The sequence below is a fragment of the Chryseobacterium sp. II3a genome (assembly GCF_057815135.1).
The window spans coordinates 498,284-522,945 of sequence record NZ_JBYPZJ010000003.1; the positions used below are offsets into that span (position 1 = coordinate 498,284).

The 24,662-nt window shown below is 34.2% G+C and carries 21 protein-coding genes; 10 read left to right on the forward strand and 11 right to left on the reverse strand.

Translation table 11 applies throughout. The features are described from left to right. Positions 1-8: 8 nt before the first annotated feature. Together leuC and AC3HD6_RS10805 are read right to left on the reverse strand one after the other, a co-directional pair. Positions 9-1,397 carry a 3-isopropylmalate dehydratase large subunit gene (gene leuC / locus AC3HD6_RS10800; protein ID WP_488896346.1) on the reverse strand — a complete coding sequence of 463 codons (1,389 nt, stop codon included), beginning with the start codon at positions 1,395-1,397 and terminating at the stop codon, positions 9-11. Between the two features lie 31 nt (positions 1,398-1,428). Then, complete coding sequence (locus tag AC3HD6_RS10805; protein WP_488896347.1) at positions 1,429-2,592, reverse strand: 2-isopropylmalate synthase; 1,164 nt, start codon at positions 2,590-2,592, stop codon at positions 1,429-1,431. Between the two features lie 148 nt (positions 2,593-2,740). Between AC3HD6_RS10805 and AC3HD6_RS10810 the strand changes: the two genes are divergently transcribed. After that, positions 2,741-4,285, forward strand: a complete 1,545-nt coding sequence (locus AC3HD6_RS10810) for a hypothetical protein (RefSeq protein WP_488896348.1) — start codon at positions 2,741-2,743, stop codon at positions 4,283-4,285. A gap of 298 nt (positions 4,286-4,583) precedes the next feature. Here the strand turns inward: AC3HD6_RS10810 and AC3HD6_RS10815 are convergent, their stop codons facing one another. Together AC3HD6_RS10815 and AC3HD6_RS10820 are read right to left on the reverse strand one after the other, a co-directional pair. Continuing rightward, positions 4,584-5,558, reverse strand: coding sequence for a dipeptidase (locus tag AC3HD6_RS10815; RefSeq protein ID WP_488896349.1), 975 nt, complete (start codon positions 5,556-5,558; stop codon positions 4,584-4,586). Between the two features lie 21 nt (positions 5,559-5,579). After that, complete coding sequence (locus AC3HD6_RS10820; protein WP_488896350.1) at positions 5,580-6,767, reverse strand: DUF4932 domain-containing protein; 1,188 nt, start codon at positions 6,765-6,767, stop codon at positions 5,580-5,582. A gap of 92 nt (positions 6,768-6,859) precedes the next feature. On the opposite strand from AC3HD6_RS10820, the gene thrS reads away from it, so the two are divergent. Then, positions 6,860-8,779, forward strand: a complete 1,920-nt coding sequence (gene thrS / locus AC3HD6_RS10825; protein WP_488896351.1) for a threonine--tRNA ligase — start codon at positions 6,860-6,862, stop codon at positions 8,777-8,779. Positions 8,780-8,926: 147 nt separating this feature from the next. Then, positions 8,927-9,427 carry a translation initiation factor IF-3 gene (gene infC / locus AC3HD6_RS10830; protein ID WP_027372223.1) on the forward strand — a complete coding sequence of 167 codons (501 nt, stop codon included), beginning with the start codon at positions 8,927-8,929 and terminating at the stop codon, positions 9,425-9,427. Positions 9,428-9,598: 171 nt separating this feature from the next. On the opposite strand, the gene AC3HD6_RS10835 is transcribed toward infC, so the two are convergent. Then, positions 9,599-10,159: a hypothetical protein gene (locus AC3HD6_RS10835; protein WP_488896352.1), complete on the reverse strand. Its 561-nt coding sequence runs from the start codon at positions 10,157-10,159 to the stop codon at positions 9,599-9,601. Between the two features lie 147 nt (positions 10,160-10,306). Between AC3HD6_RS10835 and AC3HD6_RS10840 the strand changes: the two genes are divergently transcribed. Together AC3HD6_RS10840 and AC3HD6_RS10845 are read left to right on the forward strand one after the other, a co-directional pair. Then, positions 10,307-11,380 (forward strand): resolvase, encoded by a 1,074-nt coding sequence (locus AC3HD6_RS10840; RefSeq protein WP_488896353.1) that lies wholly within the window; start codon positions 10,307-10,309, stop codon positions 11,378-11,380. 140 nt (positions 11,381-11,520) lie between these two features. Then, positions 11,521-12,042, forward strand: a complete 522-nt coding sequence (locus tag AC3HD6_RS10845) for a hypothetical protein (protein WP_488896354.1) — start codon at positions 11,521-11,523, stop codon at positions 12,040-12,042. Positions 12,043-12,251: 209 nt separating this feature from the next. Here AC3HD6_RS10845 and AC3HD6_RS10850 read toward each other — a convergent pair whose 3' ends face one another. The 6 genes from AC3HD6_RS10850 to AC3HD6_RS10875 all read right to left on the reverse strand — a co-directional run bounded on the left by AC3HD6_RS10850 (position 12,252) and on the right by AC3HD6_RS10875 (position 19,121). After that, positions 12,252-12,881 (reverse strand): response regulator, encoded by a 630-nt coding sequence (locus tag AC3HD6_RS10850; RefSeq protein WP_488896355.1) that lies wholly within the window; start codon positions 12,879-12,881, stop codon positions 12,252-12,254. A 5-nt stretch (positions 12,882-12,886) separates the two neighbouring features. Further along, on the reverse strand, positions 12,887-15,094 hold the full coding sequence (locus tag AC3HD6_RS10855; RefSeq protein ID WP_488896356.1) for an ATP-binding protein: 2,208 nt from the start codon (positions 15,092-15,094) through the stop codon (positions 12,887-12,889). Between the two features lie 126 nt (positions 15,095-15,220). Next, positions 15,221-15,670, reverse strand: a complete 450-nt coding sequence (locus AC3HD6_RS10860; protein ID WP_488896357.1) for a hypothetical protein — start codon at positions 15,668-15,670, stop codon at positions 15,221-15,223. A 284-nt stretch (positions 15,671-15,954) separates the two neighbouring features. Continuing rightward, positions 15,955-16,338: a hypothetical protein gene (locus tag AC3HD6_RS10865; protein ID WP_488896358.1), complete on the reverse strand. Its 384-nt coding sequence runs from the start codon at positions 16,336-16,338 to the stop codon at positions 15,955-15,957. A 268-nt stretch (positions 16,339-16,606) separates the two neighbouring features. After that, positions 16,607-17,134 (reverse strand): hypothetical protein, encoded by a 528-nt coding sequence (locus AC3HD6_RS10870; protein WP_488896359.1) that lies wholly within the window; start codon positions 17,132-17,134, stop codon positions 16,607-16,609. A gap of 505 nt (positions 17,135-17,639) precedes the next feature. Then, entirely contained in the window at positions 17,640-19,121 is a 1,482-nt protein-coding gene (locus AC3HD6_RS10875) for a hypothetical protein (protein ID WP_488896360.1), read from the reverse strand. Positions 19,122-19,325: 204 nt separating this feature from the next. On the opposite strand from AC3HD6_RS10875, the gene AC3HD6_RS10880 reads away from it, so the two are divergent. The 5 genes from AC3HD6_RS10880 (at position 19,326) to AC3HD6_RS10900 (ending at position 24,563) form a co-directional block, all read left to right on the forward strand. Further along, a complete protein-coding gene (locus AC3HD6_RS10880; protein WP_488896361.1) occupies positions 19,326-21,095 on the forward strand; it encodes a DUF8728 domain-containing protein in 1,770 nt (589 codons plus the stop codon). Positions 21,096-21,188: 93 nt separating this feature from the next. Next, entirely contained in the window at positions 21,189-21,386 is a 198-nt protein-coding gene (rpmI, locus tag AC3HD6_RS10885) for a 50S ribosomal protein L35 (protein WP_002979658.1), read from the forward strand. Between the two features lie 120 nt (positions 21,387-21,506). Next, a complete protein-coding gene (gene rplT, locus AC3HD6_RS10890) occupies positions 21,507-21,851 on the forward strand; it encodes a 50S ribosomal protein L20 (protein ID WP_034694451.1) in 345 nt (114 codons plus the stop codon). Between the two features lie 282 nt (positions 21,852-22,133). Further along, on the forward strand, positions 22,134-23,330 hold the full coding sequence (locus AC3HD6_RS10895; RefSeq protein ID WP_488896362.1) for a M28 family peptidase: 1,197 nt from the start codon (positions 22,134-22,136) through the stop codon (positions 23,328-23,330). Between the two features lie 54 nt (positions 23,331-23,384). Continuing rightward, positions 23,385-24,563, forward strand: a complete 1,179-nt coding sequence (locus AC3HD6_RS10900) for a M28 family peptidase (protein WP_488896363.1) — start codon at positions 23,385-23,387, stop codon at positions 24,561-24,563. Positions 24,564-24,662 lie beyond the last annotated feature (99 nt).

Here is a 24,662-nt window from a genome sequence, read left to right on the forward strand (position 1 = left end):
GTGCTGTTTTAATTTAAACTTTCAAAAGCTGAAATTCTACCTTCTATTGCTGCTTTTGCCGCCGTAAGAGGACTTGCCAGAATGGTTCTTGAACCTTGTCCCTGTCTACCTTCAAAATTTCTGTTTGAAGTGGAAACACAATATTCTCCTTCAGGAATTTTATCATCATTCATCGCCAGACAAGCCGAACATCCCGGCTGTCGGATCTGAAATCCTGCATCATTAAAGATTTTATCCAGACCTTCCTCATAAATTTGCTTTACCACCTGCTGAGAACCGGGTACAATCAATGCTTTCACAGCCTCAGATTTACTTTTTCCTTTAATATATTGAGCCGCCGAACGGAAGTCTTCAATTCGCGCATTTGTGCAGCTTCCTATAAACACATAATTAATTTTAATGCTGGATGGAGTCTGCCCTGCTTCCAGTCCCATATACTGTAAAGCCTTTGCTTCAGATTCATTTTGAGGAGCAGGAATGGTTTCGCGAATAGAAATTCCCATACCCGGATTGGTTCCATAGGTAATCATGGGATAAATATCCGCCGCATCGAAGGTAAGTTCCTTATCAAAAACAGCATCATCATCGGTTCTAAGAGTCGCCCAATACGCTACTTTTTCGTCCCACTCGCCTCCTGCCGGAGCAAATTTCCTTCCTTTCACATATTCAAAAGTGGTCTCATCTGGAGCAATCATTCCTCCTCTGGCTCCCATTTCAATACTCATATTGCAAACCGTCATTCTTCCTTCCATGGACATTTCTTCAAAAACATTTCCGGCATACTCACAGAAATACCCTGTTCCGCCATCTGTTCCTATTTTTGAAATGATATAAAGGATAACATCTTTAGCCTGAACATTTTCGTTGAGTTTACCATTCACCGTAATCCTCATCGATTTAGGTTTGTTAAGCAGCAGACACTGGCTGGCAAAAACCTGAGCCACCTGACTGGTTCCAATTCCAAAGGCAATGCTTCCAAATGCTCCATGTGTTGAAGTATGACTGTCTCCGCATACAATACTCATTCCCGGCTGTGTAATCCCTAGCTCAGGAGCAATGATATGCACAATTCCCTGATATTGATGGCCCAAACCGAATAATTCAATATTATTTTTTTCACAATTTTCAGTCAATTGCTGAACCTGATTTCTTGATAATTCATCACGAATTGGTTCTTCCTGATGAAGCGTTGGAACATTATGATCAGCAGTTGCTACAATCTGTTCCGGTCTGAAGATCTCCAGATTTCTGGATTCAAGTTCTGCAAAAGCCTGCGGGCTGGTTACTTCATGGATCAGATGCTTATCAATATAGATGATTTGCGGTCCGTCAGGAACCGTATCTACGACGTGAGCATCCCAAACTTTATCAAAAAGTGTCTTTTTATCGTTGTTCATTTTTACTTTTATCTTTGAATTAAATCAAACCCTATCCTATTTTTCTGCTGCATGTTTCCATGATCATAGCAAGATCCTCATTTCCTATTTCCTTCTTTAGATCTGCTATTTTTAAGAACTCCTGGTATAAATAATCCAGCTCTTCTTTAGTAACATCATGTCCAATATGTTTGAATCGGTAAGCCAATGCTGAACGTCCGCTTCTTGCAGTAAGAATGATAGAAGATGCATTTACCCCTACTTCTGCCGGATCAATGATTTCATAGGTTTCTCTGTTTTTGATCACCCCATCCTGATGAATTCCTGAGCTGTGGGCGAAAGCATTTGCTCCAACAATCGCTTTATTCGGCTGTACTGCCATTCCCATCAGATCAGAAACCATAGTACTCATTTCGTTGAGCATTATTGAATTCACGTTCGTATGCAGGTTCAAATGTTTGTGCTGCTTCAGAATCATGACGACTTCTTCCAGTGCTGTATTACCAGCTCTTTCTCCCAATCCGTTGATGGTACATTCAATCTGTCGGGCTCCGTTGATAGCTCCGGAAATGGAATTGGCTGTAGCTAAACCTAAATCATTATGACAATGACATGATAAAACTGCTTTTTCAATTCCTTTTACGTTTTCTCTCAGGTATTTAATTTTCTGTCCGTATTCTTCCGGTAAACAGTAACCTGTAGTATCAGGAATATTAAGTACAGTGGCACCTGCTTTAATTACCGCTTCGCAAACCTGTGCCAGATAAGCATTATCTGTTCTTCCTGCATCTTCAGCGTAAAATTCTACATCTTCCACATAGTTTTTAGCATATCTTACAGCTTCCGCAGCACGTTCAATAATATTTTCTCTTGTTGAGTTAAACTTGTATTTGATATGAGAATCAGAAGTTCCGATCCCTGTATGTATTCTAGGTTTTTTCGCATATCTCAAAGCTTCGGCAGCTGTATCAATGTCTTTTTTGTTGGCTCTGGTCAATCCGCAAACTTTTGCATTTCTTACGAGTTTTGAAATTTCAGCAACAGATTCAAAATCTCCCGGACTAGAAATCGGGAATCCTGCTTCAATGATATCAACACCCAGTTCATCTAGCTTTTCAGCAATAATCAGTTTCTGCTTAGTATTTAGTTTACAACCAGGAACCTGTTCTCCATCTCGCAGTGTGGTATCAAAAATTTCAATTTTTTCGGAATTCATAAATAAAGTTTTTTACTTAATTTTGATCCAAAACTACAGCTTGCTACATTTTTTCATTTTCAATTTCTCAGAAAATTACAATATTCAACAGTTGAAGAAATAAACGCATATTGCTGGTATACAATTGTTTAAAATTTAAAAAATTACAATGGCAGAATTGCAGAAAGATTTTTTGTTTGTATTGGTAAAGTCATTGACGACTTCAGAAAAGCGACAGTTTAAATTGTATGTTAACCGCCTCGGAATTAATGTAGATGCTAAGTTTTTACTCCTTTTTTCTGAAATGGATAAAATGAAAGAATATGATGAAAGCATCATTATTGAAAAGAAAATATCTACCAAGCAGCAGCTCTCCAATCTTAAGGCACACCTTTACAAACAAATTCTGGTAAGCTTACGAATGAACCCAAGTCACCAGAATTACCGAATTCAGCTTAGGGAGCAACTGGATTTTGCCAATATTTTGTACCAAAAAGGGCTTTATAAACAAGCTTTAAAAATATTGGATAGAACCAAGCAGTCTGCATTGGAGCTTGATGAAAAAAGCATTGCTTCCGAAATTATCGACCTGGAAAAAGTAATTGAATCTCAATTCATTACCCGAAGTATTGTGGGACGTGCAGAAGAATTGATCAGACAATCACAGGAATTAAGCAAACAAAACCGATATACAACAAAATTATCCAATCTTTCTCTGAAATTATACAGTGAAATGCTGACTCACGGATATGTAAAAAATGATTCAGACCGCGAGGAAGTTTTGGAAATTTTCAATGCTCAAATTAAAAACATTAGGTTTGATAAACTGAATTTTACAGAAAAATTATGGTATTTTAAAGCCCATGTCTGGAAAAATCAATTGCTGCAGGATTACAAATACACCTTGAAATATGCTTATCAATGGGTAGACCTGTTTCATAAAAGACCAGAAATGATTTTCAGTCATCCGGTTTGGTATATTAAAGGAAATACATACCTGCTAAAAATCCTTTTCCTGTACGGAAATATTGATATTCTGGAAGAGAATTTCGAAGAGTTTAACACTCGGGTAAATGCTGAAAATTTTGCACAGAATGAGAATCTTCAATCCCTTATTTTCCTTACCCATTACAATACATTGATGAATATTCATTTTGTAAAAGGTGAATTTTTTACAGGAACTAAGCTTATTCCGGAAATTGAATTGAAAATGGAAAAGCTTAGAGAAAGAATTGATGAACACCACTTTATGATCCTTTATCTTAAAATGGCCGCTATGTTTTTTGGAAGTAAAATGTACAAAAAAGCCATCGAGTACTCTATGAGAGTTATAGAATCAAAGGGTAATGTACAGGAAGATTTATTATTTCATACGCGGATTTTAATTTTAATGTCCAAGTATGAATCCGGGAATGATGAAGATTATGATGAATTCATTGCTTCTACGCTAAAGTTTGCTAAAAAGATGAAAAAGCCTGAAGAGTTTCATTTTGAAAGCATTCAGTTTTTTAAGAACCTTAATAATCAGGTTTTGGATCAGAGGCAGAAAGCATTTGAAAGCTTTGATAAAAAACTGGAAGAGTATTCCAATAACGAATACTATAGACGATCCTTATTCTATATTGATATTCACGGATGGATTAAATCTAAAGTCCAGAATGTGGATGTAATTGAAATCATCAAGCAGAAAGTAAAGTATAAAAGAAAGCATTAAATAAATTTACATTAAAACTTATTTTACAGTATTTTATCATACATTATTTCATGTAAAATAAAAACACACAAATCTATTTTCTTTTTACTATAATTTCACAGATTTAGGTATTAGCAGGTCGCTCCTCCGGAGCTCTAATTTTAAAAACAAACACTTTCTATTAACAATTAGCTCCTATTGGAGCTGGATTTGAGCCCATCGGGATCTATTGTTAGTAGAAAAAATGAAGAGCCTTAAAAAGAAAGCTCCGGAGGAGCGACCTGTTAATTATGCTTTTATTTAATCAGACAGAATAATTTTATTTATGCATATTCTTTATGAAATCCAATGCATTTTTGTGACTGATCTTTTCTAACAATTCGGAAGAGAAACGTTTTTCAATTTCTTTGTTGATTGTATTAAAAGCAGATGCATCATCATAGCCTTCAAAGAAAATAGGATATCGGGATTTATCCGGATGGTTTTTCCAAAAGAAAAAATCTGCTCCATAGGCAATCGCATCTTCTGCTCCTAAATCAAGACCATACTGAATATGTTCATATAACATTTCCGGATTGGTATCATCAACACAATTACGGATAAAATTGAGTCCGATTAATCCTTTTCTTTTAATGACTTCTTTTGCCAGTTCATCAGGAAGATTTCTTTTTTTATCATGTATCTGTCTATAGTTGGAGTGACTTGCTATAATAGGAATTTTGTAGTTTCTCTGATCAACATAATTAAGAATTCCATAGGCAAGCTGATCGCTGGTATGGGCAAGATCAATGGCAATGTTTTTTTCTGAGAAATAGTCAAGCAGAACTTTTCCGTCTTCTTTCAATCCTACATCGGAATTGTTTCCTCCTCCAAAGCGATTTTCAGTATGATGGGTTATTCCAAGATACAGGACCCGCTGTGTTTTTTCAAGGATCGCTTCCAGATTTTTAAACCCCGTTTCCAAAGTGTCATCTTCACCACAGAAGCCGGATGCATTTTCAATAGAAGCAATAACTCCTACTTTGTCTTTGTTCTCAGAATTTTTATAATTTTCTCCTTCAAACAAGAAAAAATTCTCATTTTGAAGGAAATTTGAAAATATTTCGCTCTGTTTTGCTCCATAAGCAGTACTATTGGCTCCTGTTGCTGAGTATATGGCCATAACCTGAAGCTTTACATTTCCTTCTTTTAAATAAGGAAGCGAACAGCCAAGTTCTTTATCATCAATTGATGAGCCTGGCTCCAGTAAATAGCATAATAAGTCGCAGTGTAAATCTACATTTATAGTATTCATTGTATTGTAATATTAGAATTTTTATTTTGTTATTTTGTTAAGTTCACTATTGATAAATTCCACAGAACTGTTTTCAAAAACTTCAAGCAGTTTTGGTACGAAAGCTCCGAATGTTTTATATTTTTTCCTGTCAGAATGATATTCTTGTAATTTTTCCTTTAATAATGGAATAAAAATAAAATTATTTTTCAGATGATATTCCTGAAGCCTTTTTACCCTTTCCTTATCTTTTTGAATTCTGGCGGTTTCAATTTCACCTAATCTTACCAAATGTTCTGCTACACAGGTCTGATAGTCTCCATAGCCTCCTGTTTTGATCATAGTTTCTTTTAATTTTGATTTTTCGAATAAGACTTTAAATTTTGTAAGCTTATCTATGTTTTGATAGACTTCCTTATTAACAAAGGAATGTCCAAATTCATGAACACTTAAAAATCGGGCCTGAAACTGATGATCATATCCGAATTTTCCTAATTTCTGTACCCTTACAAAAGGGCTTGCAATCTCGTAAATGTTCTGTTTTCCGGATGGTAATATGACATTGGTACCAATTCCTCTTCCTTCATTATCTTCAATGGGCCACATCATCATAGGAGAAATAATAATAGTATAACTATTAAAGCTTTCCCCATAAAATTGTTCCATGGCTCTCGTAAATCCATCAGGAATCTGTTTCCCATATTCTGCTATTCCACCCTTATAAAAGAGTGCATTCTCTTTAAAAAACTGTCCGATGTTCTCCTTAATGTAGAATTTTGAAAGCTCTGAAAGATAATTTTTAATTAAATCTGTTGCTTCTTTATTCTGTTCTTTTGTAAGATTATTGTTTTCAAAGTAATAATCATTAATCCATTCTATATTCGGAAATTCTTTATGATACATTAGAGGCTTCATCATTACATCATTTCCACTCCCATATTTTTCCAATAAAACATCATTGAGTTTTGCAGTTAAAACAGCAATATCTGAATTTTTCAAATGGTTATATTTCTGTAAAGCATTTCTAACAATCAGCTGATAAACAGAACATTGTTTTATCTTATAAAGTTCAAAATCTTTATTATTTTTTCGATGTTCTGCAGACAATATTTCTGCAAGAAAATAAGTCTCAATATTCTTATTGTAATCAACAGAAAATTGAGCTGATCTTTTCTGGGAAAAAATCAATGTGGAGCTTAATGAAACTAAAATCAACATTATCTTTTTCATGGTTACTATTAATTCTCATTTTAAATAGTTGCTAATATAGTATTTTAACTAAAAAATGCGTATTTTTGCATCTTAAAATTTTTTAGTAAACAATGATAAAAATTACACTTCCAGACAATAGTGTCAAAGAATTCGAAGGAGCAGTAACTGCTCTAGATGTGGCAAAATCTATAAGCGAGGGATTGGCTAGAAATACCATTTCCGCAATTGTTAATGACAAACAAGTAGAAGTAACCACGCCTATAACCACGGATTCTACGGTACAACTTTTGACCTGGAATGATGATCTTGGAAAGAAAGCTTTCTGGCATTCTTCTGCCCACCTTTTGGCGCAGGCTATCCTTGAATTTTATCCTAATGCTAAGCTGACTATTGGTCCGGCAATTGAGAGCGGATTCTACTATGATGTAGATTTCGGGGATGAAAGTTTATCTGAAAAAGATTTTGAAAAGATAGAAAAGAAAGTTCTGGAAAACGCTAAGAAAGGTTCCACTTTCTCTTTATACCCGGTTTCTAAAGAAGAGGCTTTAAAAACATATGCTGACAACCCTTACAAAGTAGAATTGATCTCTAATCTGAATGATGGAGAAATTACTTTTGTAACACATGATAACTTTACAGATCTATGCCGTGGAGGACACATTCCAAACACCGGATTGGTAAAGGCTGTTAAGATTTTAAATGCTGCAGGAGCTTACTGGAGAGGAAATGAAAAGAACCCTCAATTAACAAGAGTATATGGTATTTCTTTCCCTAAACAGAAAGAACTTACTGAATATCTTGAAAGATTAGAGGAAGCTAAAAGAAGAGACCACAGAAAGCTTGGTAAAGAGCTTGGAATCTTCGCATTCTCTGAAAAAGTAGGTGCTGGTTTACCGCTTTGGTTACCAAAAGGAACAGCTTTAAGAAGAAAATTGGAAAATTTCCTTTCTGATGCACAGAAAAAAGGAGGGTATGAATTTGTAATGTCTCCACATATCGGAGCTAAAGAATTGTATGTAACTTCAGGTCACTGGGATAAATATGGAGCAGACAGCTTCCAGCCGATTAAAACTCCAAATGAAGGAGAGGAATTCCTATTAAAACCCATGAACTGCCCGCACCACTGTGAGATCTATAAGACTTCACAATGGAGCTACAGAGATCTTCCGAAAAGATATGCAGAATTCGGAACAGTATACAGATATGAGCAAAGTGGGGAGCTTCACGGATTAACAAGAGTTCGTGGATTTACTCAGGATGATGCTCACTTATTCTGTACTCCGGATCAGCTTTCTGAGGAGTTTGAAAAAGTAATTGATTTAACGCTTTATGTTTTCAAATCTTTAGGTTTTGAAGACTTTGTAACTCAGGTATCATTAAGAGATCCTGAAAACAGAGAAAAGTATATCGGTTCTGATGAAAACTGGGAAAAAGCTGAAACTGCAATTATCAATGCAGCAGAGAAGAAAGGTCTTAAAACTGTAGTTGAATATGGTGAAGCAGCATTCTACGGCCCTAAACTTGATTTCATGGTGAAAGATGCATTAGGAAGAAAATGGCAGCTTGGAACCATCCAGGTAGATTATAACTTACCAGAAAGATTTGATCTTCACTATATTGGGAATGACAATGAGAAACACAGACCCGTAATGATCCACAGAGCACCATTTGGTTCTATGGAACGTTTTATTGCGATCTTGTTGGAAAACACAGCAGGTGATTTCCCTCTATGGTTAAGCCCGGATCAGTTCATCATTCTTCCGATCAGTGAAAAATATGTAGATTATGCAAAAAAAGTTTCACAATTTTTGGAAAATCACGATATTAGCGGTCAGATTGATGACAGAAACGAGAAAACGGGTAAAAAGATCCGTGATGCTGAATTAAAGAAGATTCCTTTCATGCTTGTAGTGGGAGAAAATGAAGAAAAAGAAGGTACAATTTCTGTAAGAAGACGTGGTGAAGGAGATCTTGGAGTGATGAATCTGGAAGATTTCGCAGCTTACTTCAAAAAAGAAGCAGCAGTTTAAAAATAAAATTAAAGTATTGAGAGATTAAGAATAGCCTCTCAATGCTTTAAATATAAATAAGTAGTTAACCAATAAAATTATAATACAATAGCACAAAGATTTAACAACAGGGGCCCACAAAGACGTCCTGTACAGGAGGACTTACACTTGATCAACGATAAAATTCGTGTGAGAGAGCTTCGTTTGGTGGGCGATAACGTAGAGCCGGGAATTTATCCAATTGACAAAGCAAGACAGATTGCTGCAGAACAAGAATTGGATCTAGTAGTAATTTCTGACAAGGCAGAACCTTTTATTGCAAGAGTATTGGAATATAAGAAATTCTTATACGAGCAAAAGAAAAAACAGAAGGAACTTAAAGCTAAGCAAGTAAAAGTGGTTGTAAAAGAGATCCGTTTCGGACCTCAGACTGATGACCACGATTATGAATTCAAAAAGAAGCATGCTGAGAAATTCCTTGAAGAAGGTTCTAAACTGAAGACCTACGTATTTTTTAAAGGACGTTCGATTATCTTTAAAGATCAGGGAGAAATCTTGCTTTTAAAACTGGCTCAAGAACTAGAGCATGTTGGTAAAGTAGATCAGCTTCCTAAACTTGAAGGAAAGAGAATGATTATGATGATGAGTCCTAAGAAACCAGCAAAATAATTCAATCATTATTTTACATATAAAAACCTCAAATTACTTTGAGGTTTTTTTTATTAAAGATTTCATGGTATATTCATCAAAAATAGAAAGAGGGATTATGTAGATACCATTTGTATTCGAATAATTTTCTTTCATCACTCCCCCTTTCTACAGGTTATTTAGTATTAGTTTTTACCCTTCAAATTCGCCACACTCATGTTCTTTAAAAAGAGATAATGCTTTTTTAGTTGTAAAATATTTGGCGGCTCTTTTATTATGTAATTCCAGTTTTTGGCCTTCAATAGTTAACTCATAAACAGGTGCTTCATCGATATGTGTTAGAATGTAAGTCCTTTCTGATGTTTTTATAATCGTTGTATTACCTTCACCAGAGACCATGAAACTATTAATTTCAAAGGTATCTTTTTCATCACAGATATTTGTCCATACCATTTTATTTTCTGTTATGGATAAGCCTGCCAGATCGCATGAATAACAATTTCCGGAGAACTCTATTCCATATTTTTCATACACATTTGTGTTTTTGGTATCCAAAACATCAATAGGAACCAATGTTGAGAAATCCTTTGGTAACTCTGTTTTAGAATTGGTTTTCTTTTCTGAAGCAGGCTTAGAATCTATATCTTCTTTGGCCGTCATAAAGTCTGTTTTATCTGCTTCTTTTTCCGTTGCGGGAGAACAGGAAGCGAGTAAAACAATCACTAATGAAAAGCTGGTTATTACGTTTTTCATCTCCTATTAATACTTAGTTTTTTCGGTTGTAAAATTGTTCAAAATATGTGGTTCAATATATCCCTGTTTTCAGCCATTTTTCCCTTGTAATCAAAGGTTTTATTGGCTGCTGATCTTAATACCGATACATTTGCCAAAAAATGAAAAATGAAACCTTTATCTCAATTCTTTATATCTTCTATGATTGTTTTTGTGGGATGTAATTCTAAGAACAAATCATCAGAAGCCTACAAGACAGAAACTGAAGTTACACAGAAGACCATAACATTTGCTGATTTCAAAAAGATAAAAGGAGTAGAGAATGTACAGGATGTACCTTTCGAATTATCGACTAAGCTGGATTCTATACAGTTTTTTGTATCACCAAATAAAGGAGCTGCCCATCTGAAAATAGCTTACAATAAACTTCATAATTATTACGGATTTGAAGAGTTTGATGACTTCTACTCTATTCATTACAGTATTAATAATAATATTTCAAACAGCATCGAAGCTTTTGTCATAAAATCAGAATTTACAGCCGCGTTTGATCTGACGTTACAAGGGGTGGATCTTTATCAGATCAGAAGCAGTACATTCAAAGAAGTTCACGATTCAAAAAATAAGTCATTCAGTAAATATGGAACGATAACTGAAGTTTCAGAACAGGAATTTACAACAGCTTCTAAAAATAGAATTAATGAAGCCTTAATAAAAAATCCTCAGATTAAACTAAAAGAAGGCAACTGGATTTCTACAGAAAATGCAAAAGAAACCATGATTACACAACATGAAAATGTCTCTACAGAAGATGGAACTTTATCCAATGAATATATTGGGCAGTCACCTTATCTGCATCTGGAAGTTTTCAAGGAAAACTCAGTAGAGACTATAGATACGTACTATTCTTTTTATAGTGTAAAAGCAACAGCAGATTTTGCTTTATTTACAGGAGGATATCCACAGATTCTTCCCAATAAGAACTGGATCTCTTCTATCTCTTCAAATAGTGAGGTAGGAAGTAATTTTGAGATCAATCATTATAAGGAGCAAAGTCATAATCAGGAAAACCTTTTATATATCAACTTTACTAATTTCAAAATTGGTAACGAAAAGAAAGCTTTCTGGGCGAATAATGACACCTTCTATGCTGAAGTATATCCTGTCAACTCCGCTTCAACCAAGGATAAAAAGCAAAAGTCAGCTTTCATAAAAATTCAGTTAAAAGCTAATCTATTGTAAAAAAGAGGTTGAAATAAAATAAAAACCCCTGAAACCGGCCAGTGTTTATGGTGGTAAAGTCCGATATCTTTGCAACAGTTATTTAAAGATATACCATGAGAAAAATAAGCTTAACATTTCTTTTTTGTTTACTAAGTTTTATGACTTTCGCACAAACATTAAAAGTAGTGATTAAACAGGATGGAAAAGTAATTGAACCCATAAATGATGTTTATGATCTGAAAAAATCACCTTTTGTATTTGAGTTTACATCGACCAATCTTGAAGGTTTTTTAGTAGGAGCGACGACGAATAAAGACATTTATGCAGGAGCTCTAGGGCTTTTCAATACCGAGGTTCCATGGTTCCAGAGTACAGGAATGGCGGAAGAACTCTATAATAAGGATAAAGAAATGTTTTTAATGGATTCCGCCCCTTCCTATTGGTATTATACAGATGCTAAAGATCACAGGTTCGATAAAAATCCTAAAGGTACTTTGAAACAATGGACAGCTACCCGTACTATTACAAGATTTTATGACATTATGGTAGATCAGCCTGTTAACTTAAAAGATTTTGGCGAAAGAATTTATGTATTGATGTATCAGCCTGAATATAATGCTGAATATGATTTAACTGGAAAGAAAAACCTGTTCCAGGGGACATTAAGATTTAAAGATTAATAATTGAACACCTAATTTTAAATTATATAGAAAAGGTCTGCTTTTACGATGTAAGCAGACCTTTTTGCTGTATTAATGTGGCTGATAATCCCGTAAAGTCGTATAGATTTTGAAGTAATTATCCCTTAATATTTTCAAAACTATCTGTGGAATCGGCGTGATCTGTGGGAACTAAAAACACATTGTATCTACTCAATACTTTACTTATTTTATTCTATAATCAAGCCGTATTCTATGGCCAGTTTAATAGCTGAACTAAGATTAGACGTCTGAAATTTTTCAATAAGGTTTTTTCGGTGGCTTTCTACAGTGTGTGGGCTGATGAAAAGCTTTTCTGCCATCTGATTGGTGGTAAGCCCTTTGGCAGCTTCGGCCAGAATTTCTTTTTCTCTTCGGGTTAGTTTGGGAACCTGGTTTAATCCATCAGCTGATTTTTTCTCCAATACTGATCTTGTTTGTGAGCACAAAAACTGGTTGCCAGTATATACGGTGCTAATTCCTTCCAGGATTTCAGAAACTGAAGCATTTTTTTGAATGTATCCTAAAGCTCCTTCAGCTAAAGTACTGTTGATAACAGGCAGTTCATTGTGAACACTCAACATAATAATCTGAAGATTCTCGTATTTTTTCTTTAAAGGTTTTATCAGTTCAATACTGTTGATGTCTGCCAGGTTTATATCCAGCAGTAAAATATCAACAGCTTGTTTTTTCAACCCTGCATTCATTTCCGAAGCATTTTTGTAGCAATCTACCACATCTATGCTCTCGTTATTTCCTAAAATATTCTTCAACCCTTCCAATAGAAGCGGATGATCATCTGTTATGGCTACTTTTATCATGTTTATTAATGAATAGGAATCTGAAGCTCTATACTCGTACCAATATTCAATTGGGAGTTGATATTCATTGTTCCTTTTAAAAATTGTACTCTTGATTCTATATTATGAAAACCTGCTGTTTTTCTAAAGTCTAAATTGGCAAGATCAAAACCTTTCCCATCATCTTCTACTGTAAGATTTAATATTTTATCTTCTTCACTGATCTGGATGATAATTTCTGATGCTTTGGCATGTTTTATAGCATTGTTGACCAATTCCTGAATGACTCTGTAAATAAGCAATTGTTTTTCTTCCGATAAGGAATTACTGTAATTGATAAATTCGGTATGAATGTTTAATGCACTGTTGGACATCCTTGAAGCAAACTCCTGAATGGCGGCTACCAAACCGTATTTCATTAATAAGTCAGGCATTAAATTATGAGCTACCCTTCTCAATTCTTCTACAGCTCCATCAATCTGGGTAATTGACTTTGAAATTCCATCTTCTATATTGTCAGATTGCTGAGGATCTAAAATAGACAACTGAAGTTTAGTTCCTGAAAGTAAACCACCTAATCCATCGTGAAGATCCCTTGCCAGACGGCCACGCTCTTGTTCCTGCCCTTCTAGCAATGCAGTAAGTGTAGAGATTTTGGAGTTTTGTTTTTCTTTTTCCATGGCTAGAGCATGCAGTTCATCCCTTTGTTTAATAGATTTTACACGCTGTTTATAGGCATAAAGCAATAAGAAAATCAGGACGATGAAGATGAAAATAAAAACAATATAATAGGTATTGATCTTTTCTTTGAAGGCCAGCAGTTTTTTATAACTGTTGATATCATTATTCTTTTGTTGGGTTTCCAATTTTGCCAAACGGAGCTGTTGTTCTTTTTTCTCTGACTCCAATTCTGAAAATTTTAACCGTTCACGCTGATTTTCTTCTACCAGTTTTAAGTTATTGTATACTTGCTCTCTTTGTGCTCTTAGGATATTAATCAACTTGATTTGCTGTGCTTTCTTATCACTTTCCAGTTGCAGTTTTATATACTTCTGTTCCTGTCGTTCTTTTTCAAACTGTGACTCTAATCTCTTGGTAATATCCAATTTTTCCTGATCGTAAACGCTTTTGTATTTGTCTACATAACTTTTATAATAAGTCAAAGCTTCTTTATAATTGCCTTGTTCTTCACTAATTCTGGATAACGATTCAAGAATAGATAATTCTATATTATGATCTCTGACCGGGCTTTTCCCAATTTCCATGGAAGCTTTCAGAAAGTAAGACTTTGCTACATCATAATTTTTATCCTGAATGGCCAGTTCTGCCAAAATCCCAAATGAAGAAGCAATATGAATAGGATCACCGGTTTCCAGACTTACCTTGTTGGCCAGTTGAGCGTATTGCATGGCCTTATCAGGGTTAAATTCAGTATATAAATTGGCTAAATTAATGGCTGCATAGGAAAGATTACTCTTATTAAGCATCGCTTCACTATTTTTATTGAAAGTCGTAATCGCCTGCAGATAGTATTGCTCTGTTTTATTTCTCAGTTGTATATCAGATGGGTTTTGAGCATACTTTTGTTCATACATGTAACCCATTCGCATATAAGCGTCAAAGATCAGGTTAGGATCATTTTGTTTAGATGCCAGTAACAGAAACTGTTTGCTGTATTTTTCTTCCAGCTGATACTCGTTCAGGTTGGAATAAATGGTAGATAATTCTTTAGCTACATTCCCAAATCGTCCATACAGTGTAGACGTTGTTGGTGAATTTTCATAATAGTTAATTGCTTTCAGATAAGCCGCAACAGCATCCGTGATTTTATTATTACGAGTGAGAATCCAGCCTTTTGCATACTCCATATAACCTTTCGCTTCATTGCTATTTGTCTTTAAGCTATACACCCTGGCCATTTCAAGACTTTTTGAAGACTCAGCTTCTTTATTATCCAGTCTGTAATTCATCGCCTGAACAGCATACAAAATAGTGGCATATTTCCCATCAGTCTGTTTTGTTGCGATGGAAATATTATAGGCCAAAATCTGATAGGATTTCGGTTTGAGTTTATGGAAAAATAAGGCCGTAGCATAACGGGGAGCCAGACTCAGCTGCTCTGTTGTTTTATCTGAAGCATTGTTATATTCCTTCTCTAATTTGTTTAAGACACCTTGTGCCTGAACAAAAAACGGAAAAATACATAAAGTGAATATCAATAATAACCTGTACATCAAACCCTTATCTCTATTAAATTTTATTGCTATAAAGGACGTAAATATAAGTAAAATACTTGCGAATCAATTTAGAACCATGTTTATTGCTATTTCAATGCACTATAATTATTAAACCTGGCATTTTTATTTTCTTATAAGCTGTAACTGATTTCCTTTTTTCACAAGGTCAAAATACATGGCTTTTGCTGGTTTGAAAATTTGTGTCGGTGTATCACAGAAGTCAGACTTGCCAATACTATCGATTTCCATTTGTATTCGATTCTTTTCAGTGAAATAATACTTCCCGTGTATTTTTGTAAAGCAATCGTTTCCACATTGCCAGGCATCATAACTATTAAAGTTTTCTGAGTCCAAAAAGTGTACTGCATGAAAATTGAAGATCACTGCCGTATCTCTTGGAGACATGTAATAGACTTTCGGGCCATCGGGAGTAAGAAGTCCGCCTTCGTTTACAATCCACTCAGTATTTTTTAAATAATTCGGAAAATTTGTTTTTTTTCGTGCAGATTTTTTGCAACTAAATATTGTCATTAACATAGAACACAGAAAGGGGAAAACGAAAATATTTTTCATGGCAATAATCTTTAAATTTATTTAATTTACTATTCCGTATACTCGAATTTTGTATTTAATTTTTCAAAAGCAATTTCCTTATTAATAATTTTTTTAAGTTCATCAAAAGTGAGCATGCCTTTAGCTTCAAATTCCCCTCCATTAGACGTTTTATAGGTGTATTCAAAAATATCACGGGTATAAATATCTTCTAAAATTTCAATTTGTTTTGGAGTTAAATATTTCCGGTTTGTGTTTAACTGGTTTTGCAGCTATGAATCTGAAGTGAGATTCGTCATTACATTTTATTTCTTTATTATAATTTCATCACTTCCAAAATCATTTTCCATCCATCCATGAAATCCCATACCCAATCCATCTCCATCAAGCGTATTCAATTCTTTTATTACATCATCATCTTTATACAGGACAATATTGGTTTCTAGTGTTAGACGATAATTTTCATTTTCTAACGAACCAAAAATCCCATCCATTTGCATCATCATTCCATAAATCGTATTGTCGATGGTTTGTAAATGAGCTTCACGAAGGGTTTCGTCTATTTCTGTCGGGATCTTTCCAATGGCATATTTCCTAATATTTTCAAAGATAATATATCCTGCTCCATGCTGCATCCACAGTTCACGATCACGTTCATCTGATGGCGGGTTTGCTAATTCTTGCTTCATACTATTAATGTTAGTAATTCTTTTATAATACAAGTAGATAAGTTCTCAAAAATTCATCAAACTTCAGCTATAAAGTATACTTTACTTTTGCTGATATTTTCTTCAGAATTGGATCTATAAAAAACAGATTCTCTTTTAATATTTCTGCTTTTTTACTCAATTTTATAAATTCTTTAAGCATAACCTTTTTTAATTTTTGTTCTATAGTTTTTATTCTTCCTAGATTGATAACCCGTTTTTATCTTCAAAAAACTTGTGGTATTACCATTTATATTTTTGCAAAGAAATTAAAGATTTGTTGAGCAATAAGTTTAGGGTGGGAGTCTAAATCATTGTTACTTCTGTCTTCGTACAATTCAATTCTTATGATTTTAACATCATTTGGTATTTTGTAGATCTCATCTTTTATATAATTATAACCCTGGATATTAGCACTTTCTTTACCTGGGATATTTTTGATCTCTACATAATATCTTAGGGTAATAGTATTTCCATTTTGTTCTCCTTTTTCAAAACGAATTTTTCTCACCTGATGCATGGCATGTCCGCTGGAACTAATATTTCCCTGTAGACGAAACTGTAGTGTTTCAGTATTTTTAGAAAGCATTAAAATCATAGGACTAAGATGCTCCGTAATAGCTTTACGGGTTGTATAGGTTTGGATTTTCCCTGTTTCGGGAATCTCTTTTGTAACCCGTTTGGGTTCTGTATAAATCGGAGAAGTCTGCAATTTTTGGGTATTGCTTTTACATCCCAATAGTACAAAAGTTGAAGTTACAGCTATAAAGTATTTCACCCGCTTATCTTTAATAAATCTTTTAGCTAAAGATAATCAAAGGTGTCATGTCAAAATATCCCTGATAATGGTGGTTTTTGGACTTCCAAATTGGTCTGACTCTACGTATAGGATTCATTAATGAAAGTCATATAAAAATATAATGCCGCTAAACCTATGGCAATAATTCCAGAAATGAAAAATAAAAGAAAATAATAAATCGGCTTCTTATTTTTTTTCCGGATGGAGTTTATGATAAAAATAATCAACGTACATAAAAATCCCGCTCCGAAAAAGAGGGTCAAAATAGTAATGAATAATAGTCTCTCCAAATGTAAATCTACGGATGACAGCATATTTTAATATTTAATTTAGACATTAAGATGGCTGAAAGCTGTGAGCCTGATGATGGAAGTTATAATGATCATAATAATAACTAGTTATCTTTTTAATGTAAGATGATCATCGCTAATAATAACAAAAATTAACTTCCAACCTCCTTCTTCCTGCTTCCAACCTTTATACATTATTTTTTATATTCCTTCCCGGAATAGATATCAATATAATAGTACTGTGTTTTCTCTGAGCCAGACTTCACACTCACCAAGCCATCTGAATTGATGGACTGATAAGCTTTGGAACCAATACCCTTTTTCTTTTTATTGTCAAAAAGGGTATACAATCCCTCTTCTTTCTTCTGAAGTGCATAAATCCCTTTATCTGCATCCAACACGGAAATAGTATGATACTCAGGCTGTATTTCCCAGATCTTTTCACGACTATTCCATAAACCCATGGTTCTTAATTGCTTTTCATCTTCAATTCTGATAAGGTACAAATCATTCATTCCACTATAAGAATCTATTTTCCCGAACTTCCAGTTTTTGTCAATATATTGATCAGGTAAAATCATTTTTCTGTCAGGCCAGACCAGATATCCAACCTGATCCAACACTTTAAAATTATAAGTATCAATAGAATCTGTTACCTTTCCTTCTGTATCAATATATAGCCAATCATACGCCCAAACGTTATGATCATCATTAAAAACTCCTAATAAAAAATAAGGTGAATTGGTGATAGAATATACTAAGCCGGTATTTTTAATGAAATCAATCTGTGAAGCGGTTGCCTTGGTAATTTTCTTAGGAAATACCTTTTCATATTGTGGAAAAAGATATACATCATTGGTTTTACTGTCTGTTAAAAGCTTAGGAACCTCCGGTGCAAAACGTTCTTTATTCACTTCTTTTAGTATGATCGTTTCCTGTCCAAAAAGGATTGAAAGAGTCTCGGTACTTTTCAATTCGTTATGAATTGCTTTTTTCTGACCTAATTGATACATTGAAAAGTTGGTATTAGAGCCTTTGATAAACCGTTTATTTTCTAACAGCTCTGCAATATTATTTTCGATCTTATTAAGGCGGTTTCTTTTCATTTCATAAAGAGTTCCATTCCAAAATATATGGTTCTCATCTACTGAAATGAAATTGAGATAATAATTGCTCTCCAAATATGGAATATCTTCACGAAGCAAAACCTGTTGGCTTTCTACGATACCAATCTCTATTTTATGGTAAGTCTGTTCTTTTTGGACACCACTTCCCATGATATTCCAGTCCCATTTCCAGATCGGCATTTTCTTTTCGTATTCAATCTCTTTTTTATAAAATGTAAGGCCATTGACAACATCCAAATTAATTTCCTCCGCCGAATAATCCAATATTATTTTGCCGGTTTCATCTACAACAGCATATTCACTTTTTTCATTCACAACAACAGCAAAACCTGTAACCGTAAAGAGTGATGCACTTTGGTATCTTTGATTATTAACAGGTTTGAGGTTTGTCTTGTCTGCATAAGCAAACTTATTCTGTTGAGTTAAAAGGGGAATACTATTGATGATCTTCATTTTTGAAAGAACTTGTGAATGATTATCTTTTTTTTCCTGCGTACAGGCAGTCGCTGAGGTCAGCATTAAAAGGATACTGCATACTGTTGTTTTCATCTTCGAAAATTTATTCATCATATTGGTCAATATTAAAAAGAAGTGAAGAACACCACAATCCCGATTATCAGCCATATTTCAGGAAAGGTTCAGCATAGAAGAAAAACTACAGATATTTTATCAGTTGTTTTTTTATATTTTCGTTATTTTGCATTCGTTATCCTAAAAAGATTAGGAAACTCTTAGTATAAATACATATTAATCATGAGATTAGGATATTTATCCTTTTTTTTCATAGCAGTATTCCTTTTTTCTCTCGGATGCTTCTATTATTACCCTTTCTTTTCAGATGACAGTTTGATTTCATTACGATATGCACAGCGTTTCATTGAAGGAAAAGGTTTAACCTGGAATGATGGACATCCGGTTGAAGGATATTCTAATTTACTTTGGGTTTTGGGAGTATCTGTATTAGGCAAATTAGGCATGGATCTGATTCTTGCAGCCAGAATTATAGGCATTTTGTGTTCATTGGGAATATTGGGAGCTATTCTTTATTATTTTAGAAATAAAAATATACAAAAGGAATATGTTTTCCTGGGAGTTACATTATTAGCCACTACTCCATGTTTTGCTGTTTGGGCAATAGGTGGATTGGAACAGCCTTTATATGTGTTACTTCTGACCTTGGTTTTAATTGAGGTTTCAAAGATCATTAACGACCAGAATTTCAAAACCGTATATCTGTTATCATTTTGGTTAGGCCTTTTAGCACTGACCAGACCGGACGGGTTTTTATTTACTTTACTTACAGCAGGATTTCTATTGTTAGTCTATAGAAAAAAGAAAGATCAGTTTATTAAAATAGGAATCGCTGCTGCCATTATTCCAACATTATTTTTATTGGGGCAGCTTGCATTTCGCTATAGCTTTTACGGGGAACTGGTTCCTAACACGGCTTTGGTGAAGGTAAAAGTGACCATTCATCATGTTTTACGCGGTGGATTTTATAATTTTAAAGCATTCTTTGGTACTCTCTTATTGTCAGCATTAGGATTAATATCCCTTTATAATCTTGTAAGGAAAAAAAATCTTTTCGGATACTACTTATTACTGTTAGCAACAGCCTGGGTTGGCTATGTGACTTCGGTTGGCGGAGATATATTTCCAGCTTTCAGACATTATTATGTTGTACTTATACTGTTTGTTTTCTCAATTATTTTTGGATTGCATTATTTTAAAAAGATCAATCTTACCTCAAAAAAATTGGGCTGGAGTCTGGTTCTCATTTTAATACTAAATGCGTTTATGCAGACTCTAATTATGGATAATAAATATGCCAATGATGAAAGATGGGAGTTCAGAGGAATGAAACTGGGAGCAACGTTGAAGAAAACCTTTCCTAATCAAACCTTGCTTGCCGTTACTGCTGCCGGCTGTATTCCTTATTCATCTGAGCTGCCTGTTGTAGATATGCTGGGCTTAAATGATTATTATATCCCAAGACATCCGCCTAAAAATTTCGGGAACGGATCTTTAGCGCATGAACTAGGTGATGCTAACTATGTTATGAGCCGAAATCCTGACATTATTATTTTCCATATTGGAGGTGAACTCAACTTTAATATTGGTGATCAGCTGAAAACCAATACACTTTTCAACAATAATTATATTAGAGTAAAAGCAAGGGGAAAAGATCAGGAATATCAATTATTTTTTAACAAATACGGGAAAAATACGGGGATTAAGAACAAGGGAAATCAATTAATTATTCCCGGATATCTGTTCCAGGCTTCATCAGATAACCTAAGTGTATTTTCTGAAAATAAACTGGTAAAAACAATGGATAAGGGGAAATCTTATATTCTGTCTATTGACAATCTTCCATCGGGAAATTGGAAAATTGTAGATTCAGAAAAGAGAAATGCAGAATTAAATACTGATATTCATATGAAAGATGGGCAGTTAACCCTTGAAATTATCCCGCAAAGCAATATGTTTTTAGAAAGTATTGTCCTGGAAAGGGTATATTGATATTTTTTTCGTACTTTTGCAAACTATTATTCCTAATGTCTTTAGGAAACCATAAACAGATATTGATAACAAAAACAATAAAAAAGCAAAACAATGCCAAAATTAAAAACGAAATCAGGTGCTAAGAAACGTTTTGCTCTTACCGGATCTGGTAAGATCAAAAGAAAAAACGCTTACAAAAGCCACATCTTAACTAAGAAAGAAACTAAGCAGAAGAGAAATCTTACTACTACTTCTTACGTAGCTAAAGTGGATGAGAAAAGCGTTCAACGTCAATTAGCAATTAAGTAGTTTTTATAAATCTATATTCGGTTTATAAGAATTCAAAACAAATTCAACAATTTAACCCTGAAACGGTGCAAATAAAGAGTAACATCAGTTACCGCCCTTTTCAAAAAAACAATTTAAATTATGCCAAGATCAGTAAATGCGGTAGCTTCAAGAGCTCGCAGAAAGAAAATTTTTAAGCAAGCTAAAGGTTTTTTCGGTAGAAGAAAGAATGTTTGGACAGTAGCTAAAAACGCGGTAGAAAAAGCAATGCAATATGCTTACCGTGGTAGAAAAGAGAAGAAAAGAAACTTCAGAGCACTTTGGATCACTCGTATCAACGCGGGAACTAGAGAGCACGGAATGTCTTACTCTCAATTTATGGGAGCTCTTAAAAAGAACAACATTGAGCTTAACAGAAAAGTTTTAGCAGATTTAGCAATGAATCACCCTGAAGCTTTCAAAGCTGTTGTAGATCAAGTAAAATAATGTAGAATACTATTTTTGTTATCAATATAGTCCCGGGTTTTCCCGGGATTTTTTGTTTATATTTAAAGACGTTGCCTGAGGTTCAATACTTTGATACAGAATGTAAAAAATAAGCCTGAAATGATATTGAGATGAAAATAAAATTAGTTTTAAGGTCAAATAATACTACAGATCATATCATTATCAAAAAATCAATTAAATAGAAATAAACAACACTTATTTGTGAAATAAAATCCTGATTAATCCTTATATTAGCAATCGAAAAATAATTCAATTGAATAAATGAAAAAGATCGCTGTTTTTTTATTTACCTCGCTAGCATTGCAAAATATAGGAGCTCAAAATTTTATACAAGCTTATAAAAACAGAGCGGATATGGTTTCTCAAACCAATATTACAAACAATCTTACTTATTTTGAAAGTCTGGGCGTAAAAACAACCGGATCAACGGCAAATACCAATGCTCTGAATTGGTTGAAAAATAAATATCTTTCTTATGGGTATACTGCAAGCCAGATTGAGGAAGATCCTTTTACTTACCAGGCTTTTAATGGAACTTCTATTAGTTCTAAAAATTTGGTCATTACGAAAACAGGAACTGTTTATCCTGATAAATATGTAATTATCTGTGGGCATTTTGACACCATTATCGGGCCTGGAGTGAGTGATAACGGCAGCGGCACTTCTATTCTTTTAGAGGCAGCAAGAATATTGCAAAATGTTCCTACTGAATATTCCATTAAGTTTATTCATTTTTCCGGAGAAGAACAAGGATTGAAAGGCAGCTACCATTATGCAGACAATATTGCCTACCAGGGAAGTACCCGTAAGCTGGATATCAAATTAGTATTTAATATTGATCAGGTAGGCGGTCAGCTAGGTAATAACAACAATACGATAATATGTGAAAAAGACATCAGCGGAATGTCTGGGAATAATGCAGCATCAGCTACTATTACCCAGGAACTGGCTGCTTGTACCGGACTTTATTCTCCACTTCTGACTTCTATTTCTAATGCCTACAGTTCAGATTATATCCCTTTCGAACAGAAAGGAGAAATTATTACCGGCTTTTATGAATATATCAGAAGTGAAAACGAACACACAACAGACGATACTTTTGCCAATATAGATCCCGTTTATGTCTTCAATGTAGGTAAAGCCGCTGTAGGGGCATTACAACATTTTGCGGTTGCTACAACTACCAATAATATTCTGGGAACCCAGGAAACTACAGGTCAAAAATTATCAGAAGATTTTACCATTTATCCTAATCCGGCAAAGAACCTATTAACTCTGGAGCTTCCAAAAAAGACACAACAGTTTACTATTGAAATTTCTGATATGACAGGCAATATCATACTTCGTGCTGAGAATCAGAATAAAATAGATACTACTCCATTGAATAATGGGATGTATATGATTTCAGTAAAAACAAATAAAAACCATCTTACTAAAAAGCTGATCATTCAAAAATAACTCATAGGTGTTTCTCGGTTTTGGTAATATATATTAAGTCTTATAAATTATACGATGAAAAAAATAACCTCCTTTTTACTGGTTGCTATAGCCTCACATACTATTAGTGCCCAAAGTTTTATCCAAGCCTATAAAAACAGAGCTGAAGCTGTATCTCAGACGGATATTATCACCAATCTGCAGGAGTTTGCCAGTTGGGGAGTCAAAAAAACAGGGACTCAAGCCAATACCAATGCCCTGAACTGGCTCAAAAATAAATATCTTTCTTATGGATATACCGCCAGCCAGATGGAGGAAGATACTTTCTCCTTTGGAAATACAACTTCAAAAAACTTAATTATTACAAAGACAGGAACAGTATATCCTAATAAATATGTGATTATCTGCGGGCATTTTGATACAATTACTGGTCCGGGAGTGAATGATAACGGAAGCGGTACTTCTATCATGTTAGAAGCTGCTAAAATTTTAAAAAACGTTCCCACCGAATATTCCATTAAATTTATTCACTTCTCTGGTGAAGAGCAAGGTCTTTTAGGAAGCTATCATTATGTAGATAATGTTGTTTATCAAGGAAACAATCGTGTTCTGGATATTAAACTGGTTTTCAACCTGGATCAGGTAGGTGGCGTGATGGGAAATACCAATAATACGGTATATTGTGATGAAGATCAAGACGGGCTTCCAGGTAATAATGCAGCGTCCGCAGCAATTACTCAGGAATTAAGGAATTGTACGGCCTTGTATTCAACACTTCAGACTGCTGTGGATCCTGCTGAAGATACAGACTATATCCCATTTGAGGAAAGAGGTGAAATCATCACAGGTTTTTTTGAAAGAATCAGAAGCTCATTTCCCCATACGGTTAATGATACTTTTGCCAATACTGATCCGGTGTATATTTATAATATTGGAAAGGCTGCTTTAGGAGCTTTGCAGCATTTTGCGGTTGCCACTACCCAAACTTTGGGAACCCATGAGCTTCCGGCAAAAAATAATTTAGAATCTATAAAAGTCTATCCTAATCCGGCAAAAGATTTCATCAACATTGAATTTCCGGATTCCAAGATAAAGAATTTTAGTTTTGAAATTACTGATTTTGAGGGACACTCTTTGTTTAAGACAAATAATGAAGCTAAAGTTAATATTTCAAAACTTGGAAATGGTGCGTATGTTGGGGTAATAAAAGCCGGAGACCAAACTGTAGTCAGGAAAGTTATTGTAGCTAAATAATAAAAAATCTTTTTTTAAATAATTAACCCTTTGAAATAATTCAGAGGGTTTTTATTGCTCGATATATTAGTACCAGACAAAGTACATACCACTATCCTA